This window comes from Thioalkalivibrio nitratireducens DSM 14787 (assembly GCF_000321415.2).
Classification (GTDB): domain Bacteria; phylum Pseudomonadota; class Gammaproteobacteria; order Ectothiorhodospirales; family Ectothiorhodospiraceae; genus Thioalkalivibrio; species Thioalkalivibrio nitratireducens.
This window is the reverse complement of record NC_019902.2, coordinates 3,873,921-3,893,139: the sequence shown is the minus strand read 5'-3', so window position 1 is coordinate 3,893,139 and position 19,219 is coordinate 3,873,921. Positions and strand designations below refer to the sequence as shown.

Below are 19,219 nucleotides of genomic sequence, written 5' to 3'. Positions count from 1 at the left end.
GCGTCGAGCAGCAAGACTCGAGCGAAGCCACCGCCGGCAGCAGCAGTGCCCGGATGCGGCCGCGGTCTGCCCGCCGAGCCGCCGCTGCAGACGGCCTGCATGGCGGCCCGGATCGCTGCGGAGTCGGTGCCGTGGTGGTTCAAGCCGCCTTGTCGGGCGCGAACTTCAACAGGATCCGCTCGTGGTGCAGACCGATCGCCAGGCTCACGCACATCAGCAGCAGCACCACCACGAACGGCAGGCCGGTGCTCACCGCGCCGGCCTGCAGCGCCTGCAGCGCCGCGACGCCGCCCACCGCCAGCAGGACACCGGCCACGAGGCCCTCGATGGTCGCCCAGAAGATGCGCTGTGACTGGGGTGAGTCGGTTTTGCCCCCGGAGGTGATGCTGTCGATGACCAGCGAGCCGGAGTCGGACGAGGTCACGAAGAAGATCAGCACCAGCACGATCGCGAGGAACGAGGTGATGGCCGTGAACGGCAGGTTCTCGAGCATCTGGAACAGGGCCAGAGACGAGTCGCTGATCCCGTCGGCCAATGCGCCGATTCCGGCCGAGGCCTGATCGATCCCGCTGCCCCCGAAGGCGCTCATCCAGATGATCGTGACCACCGTCGGTACCAGCAACACCGCGGTCACGAACTGGCGTACCGTGCGGCCCCGGGAGATCCGCGCGATGAACATGCCGACGAACGGCGACCAGGAGATCCACCAGGCCCAGAAGAAGATGGTCCAGCCGTGATAGAACGTGTCGTCCTCGCGGCCGACGGGATTGCTGAGCGGCAGCATGTACTGCGCATAGGCGGAAACGGTCGTCCCGATATTCGAAAGGAACGCGACGAAAGCCCCGGCGATCATCACGAAGATCAGGAGCAGCAGGGCCATGCTCAGGTTGATGTTGCTCAGCACCTTCACGCCGCCGTCGATTCCGCGGATCACCGAGATCAGCGCGATCACCGTGACCACCACGATGATCGCGATTTGCGTGTTCAGCCCGCCGTCGATGCCGAACAGGAATTCCAGGCCTCCCGCGGCCTGCTGGGCGCCGAGCCCCAGCGAGGTGGCCAGCCCGAACATCGTCGCCAGTACCGCGAGGGTATCGATCACGTGACCAAACGGCCCCCAGACGCGGTCGCCCAGCAGCGGGTAGAACGTCGAGCGGATCGTCAGCGGCAGGCCCTTGTTGTACGCGAAAAACGCCAGGGACAGGCCGACGACCGCGTAGATCGCCCAGGGATGCAGGCCCCAGTGGTACATCGTCGCGCCAAGGGCGGCCGCCTTCGCCTCCTCGGTGCCCCCCTCGATGTTCAGCGGCGTGCCGAACCATTCGGTGAAGTACGCAACGGGTTCGGCGACACTCCAGAACATCAGCCCGATGCCCATGCCCGCGGCGAACAGCATCGCGAACCACGACAGCACCGAGTAGTCCGGGGTCGCGTCGGCACCGCCGATGCGGATGCTGCCTACAGGGAGCACGATCAGCGCCAGGCAGAAGAGCACGAATAAGTTCCCGGCCGAGAGGAACAGCCAGTCGAAGGTGTCGCCGATCCAGACGCGGGTCGCGCCGAGGGCTTCATTGGCCTGCTCGGGGAAGATCAGCGATCCCACCACGAACACCAGGATCAGCAGCGAGCTGACCACGAACACCGGATTGTGCAAGTCCAGGCCCAGCGGGTTGATGTTCTGCTGGCCGATCTCGTAGTCGGTCTCGTAGCGTTGCGCGATTTCCTCGACCTTGGTTTCGATCTTGTCGTCGTTCACCGGGAATCCTCCCTTGTCTGGGTTCAACGGGGCACCCGAAGCCACCGCGTGCTGCGGCCGCGCGCGCCTCGCCGTCCGGAAGCGACCGCCGGCGTGCGTGGCTCAAGCACGGGTTAAAGGGCGCCCGTGCCTGCCGGAGCCGCCGGGCCGCGCAGGCGTGCGGCCCGGTTCGGCGCCCCGCCTTCAGAAGTCGTAGCGAAGCCCTGCCGCGAGCACCTGTCCGCCGTTCGCGCCTGCCGGAAAATCGCCGAGGCCACCGCGCTTGGTGGTGATCGCTGCGGTGCTTTCCTCGTAGTAATACTCGGCGAACAGGGTCAGGGCATCGTTGACACGATGATCGACGCCCAGATGGACGACGGTATCGCCGTAATTCTCGACATCGGCGAGCATGATCTTGAACGTGTTCTTGTCGCGCGTGTAACTGGCGAAGACGTTGAAGGCTTCATTGCCGTCGCGATTGAAGGCCCCGGGGCTGTCGTTGTCGGAATCGAAGCGTTCGTACTTGGCCGCGAGGTAGAGGTCCCCGAGCTGGTGGGCCGCGGCCAGGCCCCAGATCCGGTCCCGGTCACCGACCGGGCTGCCCCGGTCGTCGAGCCCGGCCGACACGGTGGTGTCTCCGAACGAGTAGGTTGCGGTCAGCTGTGTGCGGCTGTCGTCGATGCGCGACGTCGACTTGACGTTTCCGCGCTTGTCCGAATACGAGGCGGCAAACGACAACCCGTGGAAATCCGGGCTGTAATATGCCACGGTGTCGCGAACCCGAAAGACCGCGTAGGTTGCAAACCCGCTGTAATAGGTACTGAACATGTCGACCGGGTAGGAGATCGCGTTGTAGTACGGCATCCACTGCTGGCCGAACTGCAGCGTGCCGAAGTCGCTCCGCAATCCGATCAGTGCGACCCGCACGTTTTCCTCGTCGGAGCGCCCGAAGCCACCCTGATCGTACGGATCCTGGATCTTCAGGTTGGCCGTATCGACCGGCAGTTCCAGCTGACCGAAGACCTCCAACCCGGGGTTCAGCGCCCAGTCTGCGGTGACCCCCAGCCGCGAATAGGCGTCGCGCAGGGCGCTGTACGAGTCCAGGCCGCCGGCCGCCTCGTCCCGGTTGTCGGGGCGTACGTGCTCGCTGTGGATTCGCAGCGACCCATAGAAGCTGAAGTTGGGGCCGCCGGCGCCGTTGTCGGCACCTGCCATGCCCGGGGGAAACAGCGAAGCGGCGGCCAGCGCCGCGAGGATCTTCTTGTTCATTCGGTTTTCCCTCTGGTTCGGTTCCAAACGCCATCTTGTTGCGCGCAGGCGGTGCCCCCAGCACGCCTCCGCGCATTGCGCGGGCGATCTACACGGCACTCCGTTTCCCCCCGGCGCCAGGGCGTCACGCATCCCGTTGCGACAGGCCCCAGGTCGGGCATGGAGGCGTGATCCTCCGGCCAATGCTCGCACGGCCCGTGGCCCTGAGGTTGGCTGCGGGGTTGCACGGCCGGTATTTTTGCACAAAAATACCGGTCCGTCTCCTGGACAACAGACCGACACCCGGCGGGCGGCTGCCCGGAACCGGTCGAACCTCTCCCGGGGCGCCCGGCCCGAACTCCCGGCAGGGACATCTGTCGTCAGGTAAGGAAGGTTCTGCCGGGCGAAGGCCAGCCGCCGACCGTACCCAACGTTCAGGGAATCGAATCACCGTCGAGCCATGCATGCCTTGACCCCTTGCAGCACCATCGCCGGCGCGTGCCACCGTGAGCACGCGGTGCGCTGCAAGCCTCCGGATGTGAGGCACGAGGCTTGAGTCGGGGGTGGTATCGTAATGTCCAGAGCTCGTAGCACTCCGCCGACGCCCGATGCCGACCGGACCGAGACCGTGCGTTCGGTCATCCGGCAGTTGCGGGTGATCATCCGCGCGTTGCAGGGCCATTCCCGCAGCGTGCAACGTTCCTGCGGCATCAGTGCGGCGCAACTGTGGGCGCTGTGGGAAGTGCGAGGCTGCCCCGGGCTGAATGTCAGCGATCTCTCGCAGCGTCTATCGGTGCATCCGTCGACCACATCGAACCTGCTGGACAAGCTGGAACATGCCGGGTTGGTCGAACGCCTGCGGCGCAAGCGCGATCAGCGTATCGTGCGCCTGTTCGTCACCCCGGCGGGGGAGGCACTGCTGGACCGGGCGCCGGCTGCACCCCAGGGCGAGTTGAACCGTGCGCTGCACGCGCTGGATCCGGTTGAGCTGGAGGCACTCGACGCCTCTCTGCACGTCCTGGTAGGGCGCATGGCGTCCGCCGAACCGACCGCAGGCCTGCAACCCTTCGATGGCGGCGCATGACTCGCCGAACGCAGTACGCCGCCGGTTCAGAAATCCGTAAACGGGAATCACGATGTCCGAAATACGAGTGAACATGGAGCGGCTGCGGCAGGACGTGATGGATCTGGCACAAGTCGGCCGCGACACGGAATTCGGCCTCAATCGCCGTGCGTTCACCGAGTGCGATCGGCAGGGCCGGGACTGGTTCCGGCAACGCCTCGCGGTGGCCGGCCTCGAAGTCCATCAGGATGGTGCAGCAAACCTTCATGGACGGCTGGAGTTCGATGGTGAGCGCCCGGCGGTAGTGATGGGATCCCATCTGGACACCGTGCCCGGCGGTGGACCGCTGGACGGGGCGCTCGGGGTGCTGGTCGGGCTCGAGGTCCTGCGTACGGTGAAGGAACGCGCCATCCCGCTGCGTTTCCCTCTCGAGGTCATCGACTTCACCGACGAGGAGGGGCGATTCGGGGGGCTGTTCGGATCCCAGGCGATGGCCGGGCAGCTGACACCGGAACGGATCCACGGGGCCCGGGATCTCGAGGGGACCACGCTGGTGGATGCCATGGCCGGCTGGGGCCTGGACGCGAACGAGGCGCTGGGCGCTCGCCGCGACCCGAACAGCATCCACGCATTCCTCGAACTGCACATCGAGCAGGGACCGGTGTTGGACCGGCGGCGGATCGGCATTGGCGTGGTTGAGGCGATCACCGGCCTGTTCAAGTGGGAGGTGCGCCTGAAGGGCCAGGCCAACCATGCCGGCACCACGCCGATGGACATGCGCATCGACGCGTTCCAGGGTCTGGCCGAATTCGGCGGCGAGATCCACCGCATCCTCGAGGAGCACGGCGGTCCGAACAGTCGGGCGACCATCGGGCGGGTGGAGCTGAAACCGGGCGCCGCGAACACGATTCCCGGCCTCGCGACCTTCTCGCTGGAGGTTCGCGACACCGACGACCGGGTACTGAAGGCGCTGTCGGATGCCTGCCGGCGGACGCTCTCCAGTATTGCGCGCCGCCGCGACCTGATGTTCGAGTTCGACGTGCTCTCCGAGATTCCGCCGGCGAAATGTGATCCGGGGTTGGTCGAACTGATCAGCCGCGAGGCGGAGGCGATGGGGCAGTCGTACCTGTGCATGGCCAGCGGGGCGGCCCATGATGCTCAGAGCATGACTTCGGTCGCGCGCACCGGGATGATTTTCGTACCCAGTATCGAGGGCCGCAGTCATTCCGCGGGCGAGTGGACGAACTGGGAAGACATCGAGGCCGGCGCTAACCTGATGCTGCGCAGCGTGCTGGCGCTGGCGGCTCGAGACTGACGGGAGGATCCCATGACCGACAAGATCACCAGGATCACCGATTTCGACGCACTCGATCCACTGCGCGATCAGTACCGCGGCAGCCTGATCTCGACCCGCCTGCTGCGCGAGGAGCTTGCGCGCCACCATGTCGCACTGTTGTGCATCGACCTGCAGTACCTCGATGCCGCTCGCGGGCACGGCGTGTTCGCCGATGCCGCTGCCTCGGGGGTTCCGCTGGCGGCACAGGAGTACTACTTCCACAAGCTCGAGACCGAGGTGCTGCCGAACGTACGTAAGCTCCAGGATGCGTTCCGGGCACGGGGGCTCGAGGTGATCCATACCCGGATCCAGTCGATGACACGTGACGGGCGGGACCGCAGCCCGGGGCACAAGCGGCTGAACCTGCATGCCGCGCCCGGCTCGAAGGAAGCCGAGTTCGTCGAGTTGGTGGCCCCGGTCGGTGACGAAATCTTGCTGAACAAGACCGCCAGCGGCGTCTTCAATTCCACCAACCTGCACTACCTGCTGCGCAATCTCGACATCAGCTCGCTGTTCATGGTCGGGGTCTACACCAACGAGTGTGTCTCCACCGCGGTACGCGACGCCTGCGACCTGGGGTTCTACGTGACCCTGATCGAGGACGGCTGTACCACGGTGACGCCGGAACTGCAGCAGGCGACCATCACCACCATCCGGGACCGGTATGCGCGGGTGATGAGTGCTGCCGAGGCGATCGCGGAGATCAACCGAGCACGGCAGGCCTCGTGAGCAGCACACGCGCAAGCACGATGCCTGCCGGTCCGTCAGCCCGGGCGGGCCCGCCGGGCCGATCCCGGCCCGAAGCCCGCGGGCACCACGACCGTTTCCGTCCAGACAGCACGAGAGGCCCCGCGTGACCCACCTGGAAGAACAGCTGCAGCGTCCGCTGCAACCGAAGGACGGCACTGCCGGCATCGAGCGGCCGAAGGCGTTGGTCGATGCGCTGCCGGAAGACCCCGAGCCCCTGCTCGAGATCGCGGCCCGGCACGTGGTGTCCAGCCGGCAGTTCGACCGTGCGACGCTGATCCAGCTGTTCCGGCTGGCTGCGCAGTACGAGGCGACACCGGCGCTGATGCATCTGCCGCTGACGGGCAAGATCCTGATCAGCGCCTTCTACGAACCGTCCACGCGCACGCGGCTCTCGTTCGAGAGCGCCTGGCACCGGCTGGGCGGCGCGATCATGTCGATCACCGACCCGAAAAGCACCGGCATGGCCAAGGGCGAGTCGCTGGTCGACATCGCCGAGATGTTCAATAATTACGGCGACGTCATCGTGTTGCGCAGCAGCGAGGATCAGGCGGTCTACCAGATGCTCGAGGGGCTCCGCATCCCGATCGTGAACGCCGGTAACGGCATCGACGAGCATCCGACCCAAGCGCTGGCCGACGTGTACACGCTGGCGAAGTGGCGACCGGAACTGTTCCAGGGGCATGTCGACCTGCAGGCGCGAATCCGGGTCGGCATCATTGGCGTGCCCTCGCGCATGCGCACGGTGCGCAGCCTGTTGCTGATGCTCGGCCGGTTCCCGGAGGCGATCCGCGAGGTTGTGATCATCTCCCGAGAGCACGAGAATTTCGACTCCGGCCAGCGCGAGGAACTCGAGGCCGCGGGGCTGGTGCTGCGCGTGGTGGACCAACTCGACCCGGTGCTGCCGGAACTCGACGTGGTGTACATCAACGCAATCGCCTGGGTCGGCGACACTTTCGAATCGTTGGGCACCGGCCTGCACTTGACCCGGAACTCGCCGCTGAAACCGGGTGCGATCATTCTGCACCCGCTGGCGCGCGGGGACGAGCTCGCCACCGATCTCGATGATACCCCGCACAACTGGTACTTCGCCCAGGCCCGCGGCGCGGTGTTCGTGCGTATGGCGCTGCTGACCTCGGTGGTGCGCCGGATCAGCGCCGTGATGGACACCCCGGAACAGTGACAGGGGCCGTGGGAGACTCGGGGGCAGATGGGATGGCGTCGGCCGCGGCAGCGGGACGCCGTGAATGCACCTTTGCAGGCTTGCCGGCAACATCCCTGCTGACGACACCCGGTGCCGGACCGACGCCATTCGCCCGTACGCCCGCGATGAGAACCCGATCGGGGCAACCGCGCGCTGCTGACGATTCGTGACGCGCTGCGGCTGAACCACCCCAAAACTTCAGGAGACAGCCTATGTGTGGCATCGCAGGAATCTTTCATGCCGACCCGGAGCGCCGGGTTGATCCCGAAACGCTGGTCGCGATGGCCGCGATCCAGTACCACCGCGGCCCCGACGGCTTCGGCTATCGGGTGCAGCAGGATCGCGGCGTCGGCTTTTCTCATGCCCGGCTGTCGATCATCGACCTCGACGAGAACCGGGGCCGCCAGCCGTTCGTGATGCCCGACAACAGCATCATGACCGCGGTCAACGGCGAGCTGTACGACTACAAGCGCATCCGTGCCGACCTGACGCTGCGCGGCGTCCAGTTCCGCACCAAGAGCGATTCGGAAATGGTGATGCATCTCTACCGGCGCGTGGGGCTGGAGGATGCGATCCCGCACTTCCGCGGCGAGTTCGCGATCTCGCTGTACGACCGCGAGCACGACCGGCTGGTGCTGATCCGCGACCGCTTCGGCGTCAAGCCGCTGTATTTCACCGAGGCGAACGGCGCGTTCGTGTTCGGCTCGGAGCTGAAGGTGCTGTTCGCACACCCGGATGTGCCGCGCCGATTCTCGGACACCGGGCTGTTCCACCAGTTGATGCAGACCATCGTGCCTGGGACCACCGCGTTCGAGGGCGTACACCAGGTGAAGCCCGGCCACATGGTGATCGTCGAACGCGCCCACGGGAAGCTGAAAGTGCGTCAGGAGAAGTACTGGGACATGGACTTCCCGCTGGCTGCCGAGCGCCCGGAGCACGACGACACCGACGAGGAATACTGGATCGAGGGCGTACGCGAGCATCTGATGGAGGCGGTGCAGCTGCGGCTCGAGGCCGATGTCCCGGTCGCCTGTTATCTGTCCGGCGGGATCGACTCCTGCATCACGCTCGGGCTGGCGGCAGCCAGTCAGCAGAGCCCGGTCAAGGCGTTCACCATCGGCTTCGACGACGTCGCCTACGACGAGACCGCGATCGCTCGCGAGATGGCCGAGAGCGTAGGAGCGGACCAGGACATCATGACCCTGCAGGCCGACCACCTGTACGACAACCTGGTCGAGACGCTGTGGCACACGGAGCGATCCATCTACAACACGCTGGGTGTCGCGAAGCTGCTGATGAGCCGGCACGTGAACGAGGCGGGTTACAAGGTCGTGGTCACCGGCGAGGGCTCGGACGAGCTGTTCGCCGGTTATCCGGCGTTCCGGCGCGACATGTTCCTGCACGGGCTCGACACCCTGCCGCCGGCGGAACGCGCGTCCTGGGAACAGCTCCTGGCCGAGAGCAACAAGCTGTTCAGCGGCGCGATGCTGGCCGAGAACGAACTCGACGACCCGGCGCTGACCCGGCTGGTCGGGTTCACCCCGTCCTGCCTGCAGCCCTGGCTGGCCGCCGCCGATCACGTTCCGGGGCTGCTGGCTCCGGGGCGGCGCGCAGCGCTCGCCGGCTACGCGCCCGGCGCCGCGATCGCCGGCGCGCTCGATGCGGAAATGCTCGAAGGCCGGCATCCCCTCGACAAGGCCCAGTACGTCTGGATCAAGACCATGCTCGAGGGGCAGATCCTGACCTGGGGCGGCGACCGGGTCGACATGGCCAACTCGATGGAGGCCCGCCCGCCGTTTCTCGACCATCACCTGGCCGAATTCGCGGCGCAGCTGCCGCCGTCGATGCGCATCAAGGGCCGTACCGAGAAATACGTGCTGCGCGAGGCGATGAAGGGTCTGCTGCCGCGGGTGCTCTACGAGCGCGAGAAGTTCGCGTTCATGGCCCCGCCGGCGCATACCGACCCGAAGAAATGGGCGGCGATGAAGGCGCTGGCGGATCAGTACCTGTCGACGGAAGCGATCGAGGCGGCCGGGCTGCTGGATCCGGAGGGTGTGGCACGCCTGTTCGAGCTACATGAGGCCGAGGACACCCCGGTGGCGACCCAGGTTCAGCTCGACGCGGTGATCAACCACATGATCAGCGTCCAGGTGCTGCACGAGCACTTCGTCGCCGCCGACATCCCGCGCATGGCCCGCCGCAAGGCCGAAGCCCTCGGCTGGCGCCCGTGACACCACGCCTGTCGTCCCGCAACGGCACTGCCGGCAGGGTCGGCTGCTAGTCGGCCCAGCCCACCCGTGCGGCGGCGTAGAACGAGGGGTCGGTCGTGGTTGCACCCTGCAGCGTGCAGACGCGGGCGGCGAAATCGAGCGCCCGTGCCAGCGTGGTCTCCCACGGCCACGCCTCGAGGATGCCGAGGATGGTCACGCTGGCGAAGGCATCGCCGGCACCCACCGGGTCACGCAGATCGGTGACCGCAGGCGCGCCAGCGTCGAACCGGTCACCGGCGTTGGTATGGATGCCCGCCCCCTCGGATCCGGACGTCAGGACTACCGCCTCGCGAATCTCCGCGCGTTCGATTAGATCCCGGACCCGGTTCCCATCGTTCGTGCCACGCGTCAGTTCGCGGAGCTCGTCGCGATTAAGCTTGACGTAGTCGGCACCGCGAAGCATCTCCAGCACCGAGTCCGCCTGGTACCATGGAGGGCGCAGGTTCACGTCGACGAAACGGCGGTCGGCGCGCCCGGCCAGCAAGTTGCAGGCCGAGCGGCTCGGTTCGGCGCGCAGCGCGAGGCTGCCGTGGTAGAGCATCGGCAGCGGTTGTGTGAGGAATGCCGCCAGCGAGCCGGGATCGACACGGTCGTAGGCCTGGTTCGGCAGGATGTCGTAACAGGGCTCACCGACCTCCAGCGTGACCTGCACGCGTCCGGTCGGTGCGTAGGGCACGATTTGCAGCCCGCGCAGATCGAGTCCTGCGCTGGCCATGGCCGCGCACACGCGTTCGCCCAGTTCGTCGGTGCCGACTGCACCGACGAACAACGGCTCGGCGCCGAGCCGTTGCAGGTTCCAGGCGACGTTGAACGGGGCGCCGCCGAGCACGTTGCTGCCGTCCGGGAAACTGTCGAACAGCACCTCTCCGAAAATCACCGGGCGCACGCCGCTGCTTGCCGTCATTACAAGGATTCTCCCGAGGAGGATGAATGGCCCATGGTACCGTGAAGCCAGGTCCGATCACGACCCGCGGCCAGCCTGGGCCGCGGCGTACGTGCCGGGATCGTGCGCCCTGTGCGGGCGACGACGCCACCGAGAGATACCCCGAGACGACTCCTGCTCCGCGAAGGCCACCGGGTCGATGCGCGCCAGGGCACATTCATGAGAGATGGCACATCCACCGCTACACGGATCCAGCTGGCGGGGATGTTGCCGCTGGGGCTGTTCGCTGCGCTGCTTGCGCCCGATACCCTGGCGATCCCGGCCGTGGCGGATCGCATGGAGCGTCTCGCGGGGCTGCGCATCCTGGCGGTGGACGACCACCGGATCAACCGACACTTGATGCGGGCAGTGCTCGAGGCGAACGGTGCCGAGGTTGTGCTCGCTGCCAACGGCAGCGAGGCGGTGGCCAGGGCACCGAAGCAACGGTTCGACGTGGTGACATCGGGGTGTTCCTCCAGGTTGGGTAGTCGGGAACCGATGCGCGGCTTGCCGTGGCACGCCGGTGTACACCGGTTGGCACTTCACTTCTCTGGTGAAGTGCGCGACTCAAGCATGGAGGTTCCCCGTCCCTGGCGCTGTAGGAATTGCTCGAGAATAGACCTAGGACTTTTTCCTAACTTTCTGGGGTGCACCCCCGGGGACTTCGGGAACGCCCGCGGCTGGGCGCCGCAGAACGTGTACCCGGCAGGGCCGCTCCGTGCACGTGCCAGATCGGCCTGCGCCGGGCCCTCGAATCCGGCCCGACTAGGCGCTGGTGGCCGCGACGCGGGGGTGGCCCTGATCGGCGTCGATGATGCGTCCGGCCCCCGGCAGCTCGATCTCGATCCCGACCGGCAGGTGGTCCGACAGCTGTACGTCATACACGCGCATGTCGCTGACGCTGAGATCGGGGGTCAACAGGATATGGTCGAATACCCGTTGCGGATCCCAGGACGGATAGGTGGCGGCACAGGGCATCGGGTCGAGCAGGCCGGTGCGGGCCACCAGCTGCTTCAATTCCCGGCTCTCGGGATGGCAGTTGAAGTCGCCCATCACGACCGCGTGGGGCTCGTGAGCGATGCGTTCGGCGATGTAGTCGAGTTGCGAACGCCGGGCGCGCCGCCCCAGCGCCAGGTGGACCAGAACCAGCACCAGCGATTCGCCGTTCTCGAGCCCGAACCGCGCCTCGATCGCGCCGCGCCCCGGGATCGGACCGGGAAGGCGGTGCATTTCCACCCGGTCGGGTTCGGTGCGCGTCAGCAGGCCCATCGCGTGTTTCGCAAAGGTGCCGAGATCCCGGTTCACGCGCGTATAGGCATGCGGGAAACCGGCGCGTTCCGACAGGTACGCCGTCAGGTCGACGTAGCTGCTGCGCAGGCTGCCAGCATCCATCTCCTGCAGCCCGACCACGTCGAACGCCGAGATGAACCGGGCGACGCGGTCGAGATTGGTCATGCGCCCATCGAAGGGCAGCAGGTGTTTCCAGCTGTGCGTCAGGTAGTGGTGCGGTCGCGAGAAATGGATGCCGACCTGAGCGTTGAAGCTGAGCAGCCGCAGCCGCTTGCGTGCTCCCTCGGGGCGTTCGAGGGGGCTGCGCAACGGGAGGCCTTCATCGCTGGGTCCCAGGCTGACGAGTGACAAACAGCGCCTCCGGTGGTCGCGTTAATCTAGATGCGCGGGCGCTTCCCGAAGCCGGACGCGGTCCAGCCGTGGTGTACGCCCTGTTCATGCGACCTGCGGGGCGGCTTGTGGTTCCCCTGCGATCGGCGTGGGAAACGCGATGCGGCCGGCAATCGCGGTTCCGGGGTGCGACCCATCGCGCACACGCAGGGTGGCCGCCCTGGTTGGCACAGCCATCGGCCGGTGGGGTTCGGCACCCGCCGCCCGACGGGCGGGGCCACGGAGCTCCCTCAGGCCGAGAAGTCTCCGATCAGGTGGTCGACCACGCGCAGCATCTCCCGGTGGCTTCCGCTCATGCCGGAGGAGACCATCGCGCGCCCGTCGACGACCATGGACGGCGTACCCTCGACCTGGTAGGCCTGCACCCTGAGGCCGGCATCCTGCAGGGCCTCGCCGGTTTCGGGCGAACGCATGGCCTCGCGGAAGGCATCGGCGTCGAGCCCCCGCTGATCGACGAAACGCAGGATCGCGCTCTCCGAGCGCAGGTTGCGGCCCTGGCCGTGGATCGCCTCGAAAAACGGCTGGTGGATCTCCGGGAGCACGTCGAGCGCCTGCGCCGCAAAGAACACCCGGGCATGCAGCGCCCAGAGGTCGTTGAACGGCGCCGGCAAGTGCTGCAGATCCACATGATCGGGGAGGTTGGTCTTCCAGTCCCGCAACAGGGGCTGCAACTGGTAGCAGTGGGGACAGCCGTACCAGAACACCTCGACGACCTGGATCCGGCCTTCGGGCAGCCCGGTGTCTACGCGCGGGAACAGTTCGCGGTAGTCGATGCCCGCGGCGTAGTCGCGTGTCAGTCCGGCGCCTGATGCTAGCAGGGCGCTGCCTCCGACCAGGGTGCCAATGAAATGACGTCGATTCATGGTCCATCTCTCCGTTGGGTGTTGCCGTCTGCCGCCGACGATTCGAGGGCGGCGATGCCGGGTCCGGTGTTGGACGGCCGGCCACGCGCTTCGTTCACTCGGGAGGCGCGTCTACAAAAAAAGGTGGCCAGGGCCACCTTATTCGATTGCCGCAGGCTTCGTCGTGAGCTACCGAGCGCGCAGGCCGGCCATGTATTCCGACACCGCCCGGATGTCGTCGTCCGACATCCGGGCCGCCACGTTGCGCATCATCCGGCCGTTGTCGTTCGCCCGCTGCCCGGAGCGGAAATCATGCAGCTGGTCGGCATTGTACTGCGCGTGCTGGCCCGCCACTCGCGGGAACATCGCCGCCGGGTTGCCCTTGCCGGTGGCGCCGTGGCAGGCGATGCATGCTGCGACACCGGCAGAGGGAATACCGCCGCGGTAGATCCGCTCGCCGCGTTCGGCGACCGTCTCGTCAGCGGTTGCCGTGGACATCTCCAGGCGGGCGTAGAAGGCCCCGAGGTCACGCATGTCCTGTTCGTCTAGGTTCGCGACCTGCCCGGCCATCAGTGCGTCCTCGCGGCGCCCGGTCTTGTAATCCATCAGCTGCTTATGGATGTAGTCGGCATGCTGGCCGGCGAGCTTCGGCCATTCCGGGTTCGCACTGTTGCCGTCCGCGCCATGGCAGGCGGCGCAGGCCTGCGACAGTTCCTGGCCCCGCGCCGGATCCCCGGCCTGCGCCGACAGCGGCAGCAGAAGCGCCAGAGACAGGATCATGGGGAGGCTTGCACGCATGTAATTCATGATCGACGAAACTCCTGCTTGGAAACCACGAGCCGGTCGTGCCGGACCTTGTGCCCCGGGGGCCAGGGACATCAAAATAAGGGGCGCAGTATATAGCATAAGCGCCGCACCCCGGCAAAGACCCATGCCCGCGCGGGCCCGGTCCAGGACAATCATGCGTAACCCGTTTCGTGAAGCCGAGTTCGTGCTGGGCGCCGGCCAACTGGACCAGTTGCCCGAGGATACAGGTGCGGAAATCGCGTTCGCCGGCCGCTCCAACGCCGGCAAGTCCAGCGCGCTCAATGCGCTCTGTGAACGCCGTGCGCTCGCCCGGGTCGGCCGTACGCCTGGGCGTACACAGGAGATCAACGTGTTCCGGCTCCCGCCTACAGGCCGGCGGCGCCTGGTGGATCTGCCCGGATACGGCTACGCAAAGGTCTCCGCCAGGCAGCGCGCGCACTGGGACCGGCTGATCGGAGATTACCTTCGTGAGCGTCGCAGCCTGGCGGGCCTGGTGCTGATCATGGACATCCGCCACCCGCTGACCCCGCTGGACGAGACCCTGCTGCACTGGCTGGCGGGCCAGCCGCGTACGCTGCATGTGGTGCTGACCAAGGCCGACAAGGTCTCCCGGAGCGAGGCCGATCGGCAACTGCAGGCGACCCGCCGGGGGCTGGAGGCGCGCGGGCTCGAGGCCACGTTGCAGACCTTTTCCGCGCTCAAGCGCAAAGGCGTCGACGATCTGCGCGGATTGCTGCTCGACTGGCTCGACGCCGCGGACCCGGAAGGGCAGACCACCGGCGCCCATCGGGCGCCGGACTGACGCTCATGGCGATACGCGTCGCGCCAAGACCGGACCGATGAATCACAATCCCGAGGAAAACAGAACTATTCCCCGCCGATGGGTTGCGCGCCGCGCAACCTGGTAGAACCCTCGTGGGTGCGGGACACCATCGCTCCTGGCCCGTCACTGGCCGATGGTGCCGATCCCGGGGGGATTCTGGTCAAGGTAGGGAAAGGGCCAGTTCCGTACGCCATCGCGGCGACAATATCCGCCCTCTACGCGGCGCTGGTCCAGATATTGCTGGAGACTGTGGCCGGCAACTAAAGGCCGGCCCGGTCGCGACCCTTGGCGGGCACTGGGTACTCCGCCATGACAGGCTGTACTGGATCGGTTTCCAGTCACAGTATGCCGCTGTTCTCCGCCCGCTCGGGGATTCCGACGGCACCAACGAGCCGATCCGATAGTCGCTCAGCGATTCCCTACGTGCACGCTACCGTGGTGAATAGTGGCCAAAAAAATGCCCCAGTCACAGGGGGATGACCGGGGCAAGATGGGTTCCGGCAGGGGGGGCCGGAACCATCCCGCTCAGGGAGGGAAGCGGGAGGCGCTGGGCTTAGCGCCTATTACTGTGACGCGACCCCCGCGGAGAAGTTCCCGGCACGTGATGGCACTCGTGAAGGTGACTGCTTCCCGTTTCACTCGGGCTTGACCGGGGAGCCGGCGTGCGCCTCCAGCGCCTCGAGCAGCTGTGCCGAGGTGGTGCCGTGCGGGTGGACCTGCAGCAGCACGCCGTCCGGCCCGATCAGGTAGGTCGACGAGGAGTGATCGACCACGTACCCGAGCGTCGAGTCCACCTCCGTGTACTGGTAGAACGCCCCGTAGCGCTCGGCAATCTCCTGCAGGCGCTCCTGCGGGCCGGTCGCGCCGACGATTGCGGGGTGAAAGAACGCGACGTAGTCGCCCAGGCGCTCGGCGTCATCGCGCCCGGGGTCCACGCTGACGAACAGCCCATGGACGCGATCTTGCCACCGTGGCGGCAGGCGCGAAAGCGCGCCGGCGATCCAGCCGAGGGACACCGGGCAGGCGTCCGGGCAGGAGGTGTAGCCGAAATAGACCCAGACGAAGTCCTCGCGGAAGTCGTCAAGGCTCAGTGGTGCGCCGGTGGTGCTGACCGGCAGTTCGATCGGGCCGCCTTCCGGGGCCTGCGCGGTCGGGAGCACCCGGTGCGGCGCCGTCGGGTCGCTTTCAGGCGGGCGAAGCCCCAATACGATCAGCGTCAGCGCGAACGCCGCCAGCGCCAGCCAGACCAGCGTGCGGGTGGTCACGTGCCGCCGCCGGCCCCAGTGTTCCGGGTGACGAAGTGGAACCGCGCTTCGGCCCGGTCCGGGTCGCCCTCGGGCAGCACGGTGACCGCCCAGGTCATGCGCTCGCCGGTACACGCGGGCAGCACCGCCTCGCCCCGGTAATGCCCCGGTGCGATTCGCTCCAGGCGCGGCCGTTGATAGCCCATGAACATCTCGACGCCGGACAGGTCGATCTCGACCCATTCGGGGTCCAGTTCCGAGAACGCCACCTCGACGTTCATCGGCTCCAGGTGGCGGATCGGCCGCGGTTCGATCGCCACGCGCAGCGTTCCGCCGGAAGGCAGCGGCGTCAAGCAGGTGCGCGCCGCCAGGTCGCAATCCCGAGGTTCGACGATCACGGCCGTGTCCGCGCCCCGGCCCGGCAGCAGTCGGTCGGCCCAGACCCACAGCGCCGCCACGCCCAGAAGCGCGGCGGCCCAGGGAACCGATCGGGAAACCATCTCGGAAAACGTCATGTCAATCGGCACCCGCGGTCAATGCGCGGCATCCCAGTTGGCGCCCACGCCAACGTCCACTACCAGGTCGACTGCGAGTTCCGCGGCGCCGGACATGTCCGCGACCACCGCGGTGCGCAGTGCTTCCACTGCGTCCTCCCGGACCTCGAGTACCAGCTCGTCGTGTACCTGCATGATCATCCGTGCATGCAAAACGCCTTCTTCCAGGCGCGCGGCGACCTTCAGCATTGCGCGCTTGATGATGTCTGCGGCCGTTCCCTGCATCGGTGCATTGATCGCGACCCGTTCGGACTGCGCGCGTCGCGCCGGGTTGCGGCTGCCGATCTCGGGCAGGTAGAGCCGGCGGCCGAACAGCGTTTCCACATATCCCTGATCGCGGGCCTGTTCCTTCGCGCGCTCCATGTAGTCCTTGACCCCCGGGTAACGCGCGAAATAGCGGTCGATGTACTCGCGCGCCTGGCTCTGTTCGATCCCCAGGTTGCGCGCAAGGCCGAACGCCGACATGCCGTAGATCAGCCCGAAGTTGATTGCCTTCGCGGCCCGGCGCTGGTCCGGGCCCACTGACGCGGGTTCCAGCCCGAAGACTTCTGCTGCGGTCGCGCGATGGATGTCCTCGCCTGCGGCGAAAGCCTCGAGCAGGCCCCGGTCGCGCGAAAGGTGGGCCATGATGCGCAGTTCGATCTGCGAATAGTCAGCGGCCAGCAGCACCTGCCCGGGTTCGGCGATGAACGCCTGGCGGATCCGGCGGCCCTCGTCGGTGCGCACCGGAATGTTCTGGAGGTTAGGGTCCGACGACGACAGCCGGCCCGTCGCCGCCACCGCCTGGTGATAGGAGGTGTGCACGCGCCCGGTTTCGGGGTGGATCCGCTCCGGCAGCCGTTCGGTATAGGTGCTGCGCAGCTTGGCCAGCCCGCGGTGTTCGAGGATCAGGCGCGGCAGCGGATACTCGGCCGCCATCTGTTCCAGCACATCCTCCGCGGTGGACGGCTGCCCCTTCGGGGTCCGGCGCAGCACCGGCAGGCCGAGCCGGTCGAACAGGATTTCCTGGATCTGCTTCGGCGAGCCCAGGTTGAACTCGGCGCCGGCTTCCGAATAGGCGCGCTCGGACACCTCGTCCATGCGCTTCGCGAGTTCCGCACTCTGCGCGCGCAGCAGTTCCGCGTCGACCCGGACGCCGGTGCGTTCCATGTCGGAGAGCACCGGCACCAGAGGGAGTTCGATCTCGCGGTAGACCGCGCGCGGCCCCTCGGCGTCGGCGAGGCGCGGGTTCAGCGCCTGGTGCAGGCGCAGACAGATGTCGGCATCCTCCGCCGCGTACTCGGTCGCCCGGGCCACTGCGACCTCGGCGAACGGAATCTGCTTTGCGCCCTTTCCGGCGACGTCCTCGTAGGTGATCATGCGATGGCCTAGGTGCCGCTCCGCGAGACTGTCGAGGTCGTGGCGGTTTGCGCCAGCGTCGAGCACGTAGGACTCGAGCATTGTGTCCTCGCGGATGCCGCGCAGGGTGATGCCGTGGTTGGCGAGCACGTTTCGATCGTACTTCAGGTGGTGCCCGAGCTTTGCCCGTTCCGCGGATTCCAGCCAGGGGCGCAACCGTTCGAGCGTGCGGGCGCGCTCGAGCTGGGGGGCGGCGTCCGGGCCCTCGTGGGCCAGCGGGACATACCAGCCCCGGCCCGGCTCGACGCTGAACGACACGCCGACGATCCGGGCCTGCATGTAGTCGAGGCTGGTCGTCTCGGTGTCGAATGCGACCAGCTCGGCGTGTTCCAGCCGGTTCAGCAGATCGCGGAACGCCCGGTCGTCCTGGATCGCGGAGTAGTCGCGCCGTTGCGCTTCTTCCGGCGGCGGGTCGTCCGCGGAGTCGGCGCCGGCATTCCCTTCGAGTTCCTCCAGCCAGCGCCGGAAACCGAAGCGACCGTACATCTCGCGCAGACGTGTCGTGTCGGGTTTGCCCAGGGCCAGTTCGTGCTCGTCGATGCCCAGATCGACGTCGCGCCGCACGGTGACCAATTCGCGCGAGAGCGGCAGCCGCTCCAACGCCGCGCGCAGGTTCTCGCCGACCTTGCCCTTGATCCGGTCGGCGTTTTCGATCACCGCGTCGAGGCTGCCGTATTCGGCGAGCCACTTCGCCGCAGTCTTCGGGCCGACCTTGTCGACGCCGGGGACGTTGTCGACAGTGTCGCCGACCAGCGTCAGCAGATCGACGATCCGTTCTGGATCGACCCCGAATTTCTCGCGCACGCGCGGCGGGTCGAGTACGGTGCCGTTCATGGTGTTCACCAGCGTCACGCGGTCGCTGACCAGCTGCGCCAAGTCCTTGTCGCCGGTCGAAATCACCACCGGCTCACCGCGCGCCTGTGCCTGTGCGGCCAGGGTCGCGATCACGTCGTCCGCCTCGACCCCGGGGATGCACAGCAGCGGCAAGCCCATGGCCCGCACCAGTTCGTGGAGCGGCTCGATCTGTACGGCCAGTTCCTCGGGCATCGATGGGCGGTTCGCCTTGTACTCGGCGTAGAGGTCGTCCCGGAAGGTCTTGCCCGGGGCGTCGAAGACCACCGCCATCCGTTGCGGCCCGTAGTCGGCCCGGAGCTTGCGCAGCATGCCCAGGACCCCATACAGGGCGCCGGACGGTTCGCCGCCGGGAGCGGTCAGCGGCGGCAGGGCGTGGAAGGCTCGGTACAGGTACGACGAGCCGTCCACCAGCACCAGGGGAACGTTTTCGGTCATCGGATCGGGTTCGGTGGGCGTCGTCCCGAGTGTACTGCGTTGCCGTCCCCACCGGG

The 19,219-nt window shown here is 67.1% G+C and carries 15 protein-coding genes; 6 read left to right on the top strand and 9 right to left on the bottom strand.

Features of this window, described 5'->3' with window-relative positions:
• Positions 1-139: 139 nt before the first annotated feature.
• Positions 140-1,756, bottom strand: coding sequence for a BCCT family transporter (locus TVNIR_RS17815; RefSeq protein ID WP_015260476.1), 1,617 nt, complete (start codon positions 1,754-1,756; stop codon positions 140-142).
• 183 nt (positions 1,757-1,939) lie between these two features.
• Positions 1,940-3,004, bottom strand: a complete 1,065-nt coding sequence (locus TVNIR_RS17810; protein ID WP_015260475.1) for a porin — start codon at positions 3,002-3,004, stop codon at positions 1,940-1,942.
• A gap of 553 nt (positions 3,005-3,557) precedes the next feature.
• Here TVNIR_RS17810 and TVNIR_RS17805 point away from each other — a divergent pair.
• The 5 genes from TVNIR_RS17805 to asnB all read left to right on the top strand — a co-directional run bounded on the left by TVNIR_RS17805 (position 3,558) and on the right by asnB (position 9,564).
• Positions 3,558-4,067: a MarR family winged helix-turn-helix transcriptional regulator gene (locus TVNIR_RS17805; protein WP_043739919.1), complete on the top strand. Its 510-nt coding sequence runs from the start codon at positions 3,558-3,560 to the stop codon at positions 4,065-4,067.
• Positions 4,068-4,119: 52 nt separating this feature from the next.
• A complete protein-coding gene (locus TVNIR_RS17800) occupies positions 4,120-5,361 on the top strand; it encodes a Zn-dependent hydrolase (protein ID WP_043739918.1) in 1,242 nt (413 codons plus the stop codon).
• A 12-nt stretch (positions 5,362-5,373) separates the two neighbouring features.
• A complete protein-coding gene (locus TVNIR_RS17795; RefSeq protein ID WP_015260472.1) occupies positions 5,374-6,111 on the top strand; it encodes a cysteine hydrolase family protein in 738 nt (245 codons plus the stop codon).
• Between the two features lie 124 nt (positions 6,112-6,235).
• Positions 6,236-7,312: an aspartate/ornithine carbamoyltransferase family protein gene (locus tag TVNIR_RS17790; RefSeq protein ID WP_015260471.1), complete on the top strand. Its 1,077-nt coding sequence runs from the start codon at positions 6,236-6,238 to the stop codon at positions 7,310-7,312.
• Between the two features lie 233 nt (positions 7,313-7,545).
• On the top strand, positions 7,546-9,564 hold the full coding sequence (gene asnB, locus TVNIR_RS17785) for an asparagine synthase (glutamine-hydrolyzing) (protein ID WP_015260469.1): 2,019 nt from the start codon (positions 7,546-7,548) through the stop codon (positions 9,562-9,564).
• A 46-nt stretch (positions 9,565-9,610) separates the two neighbouring features.
• Here the strand turns inward: asnB and TVNIR_RS17780 are convergent, their stop codons facing one another.
• The 4 genes from TVNIR_RS17780 to TVNIR_RS17765 all read right to left on the bottom strand — a co-directional run bounded on the left by TVNIR_RS17780 (position 9,611) and on the right by TVNIR_RS17765 (position 13,854).
• On the bottom strand, positions 9,611-10,507 hold the full coding sequence (locus TVNIR_RS17780; protein WP_015260468.1) for a PfkB family carbohydrate kinase: 897 nt from the start codon (positions 10,505-10,507) through the stop codon (positions 9,611-9,613).
• Positions 10,508-11,290: 783 nt separating this feature from the next.
• Positions 11,291-12,124 (bottom strand): endonuclease/exonuclease/phosphatase family protein, encoded by an 834-nt coding sequence (locus TVNIR_RS17775; protein ID WP_015260467.1) that lies wholly within the window; start codon positions 12,122-12,124, stop codon positions 11,291-11,293.
• Between the two features lie 311 nt (positions 12,125-12,435).
• Positions 12,436-13,068, bottom strand: a complete 633-nt coding sequence (locus TVNIR_RS17770; RefSeq protein ID WP_015260466.1) for a thiol:disulfide interchange protein DsbA/DsbL — start codon at positions 13,066-13,068, stop codon at positions 12,436-12,438.
• Between the two features lie 168 nt (positions 13,069-13,236).
• Positions 13,237-13,854, bottom strand: coding sequence for a c-type cytochrome (locus TVNIR_RS17765; protein ID WP_015260465.1), 618 nt, complete (start codon positions 13,852-13,854; stop codon positions 13,237-13,239).
• A gap of 154 nt (positions 13,855-14,008) precedes the next feature.
• Here TVNIR_RS17765 and yihA point away from each other — a divergent pair, with 154 nt between their 5' ends.
• Positions 14,009-14,656: a ribosome biogenesis GTP-binding protein YihA/YsxC gene (gene yihA, locus TVNIR_RS17760; protein ID WP_015260464.1), complete on the top strand. Its 648-nt coding sequence runs from the start codon at positions 14,009-14,011 to the stop codon at positions 14,654-14,656.
• 656 nt (positions 14,657-15,312) lie between these two features.
• Here yihA and TVNIR_RS17750 read toward each other — a convergent pair.
• The 3 genes from TVNIR_RS17750 to polA are packed head-to-tail and all read right to left on the bottom strand — an operon-like array spanning position 15,313 to position 19,163.
• Positions 15,313-15,942, bottom strand: a complete 630-nt coding sequence (locus TVNIR_RS17750; protein ID WP_015260462.1) for an SCO family protein — start codon at positions 15,940-15,942, stop codon at positions 15,313-15,315.
• Positions 15,939-16,436: a hypothetical protein gene (locus TVNIR_RS17745; RefSeq protein WP_015260461.1), complete on the bottom strand. Its 498-nt coding sequence runs from the start codon at positions 16,434-16,436 to the stop codon at positions 15,939-15,941. The genes TVNIR_RS17750 and TVNIR_RS17745 overlap by 4 nt, the downstream gene beginning before the upstream one ends.
• Before the next feature lie 18 nt (positions 16,437-16,454).
• A complete protein-coding gene (polA, locus tag TVNIR_RS17740) occupies positions 16,455-19,163 on the bottom strand; it encodes a DNA polymerase I (protein ID WP_015260460.1) in 2,709 nt (902 codons plus the stop codon).
• Positions 19,164-19,219: the final 56 nt, after the last annotated feature.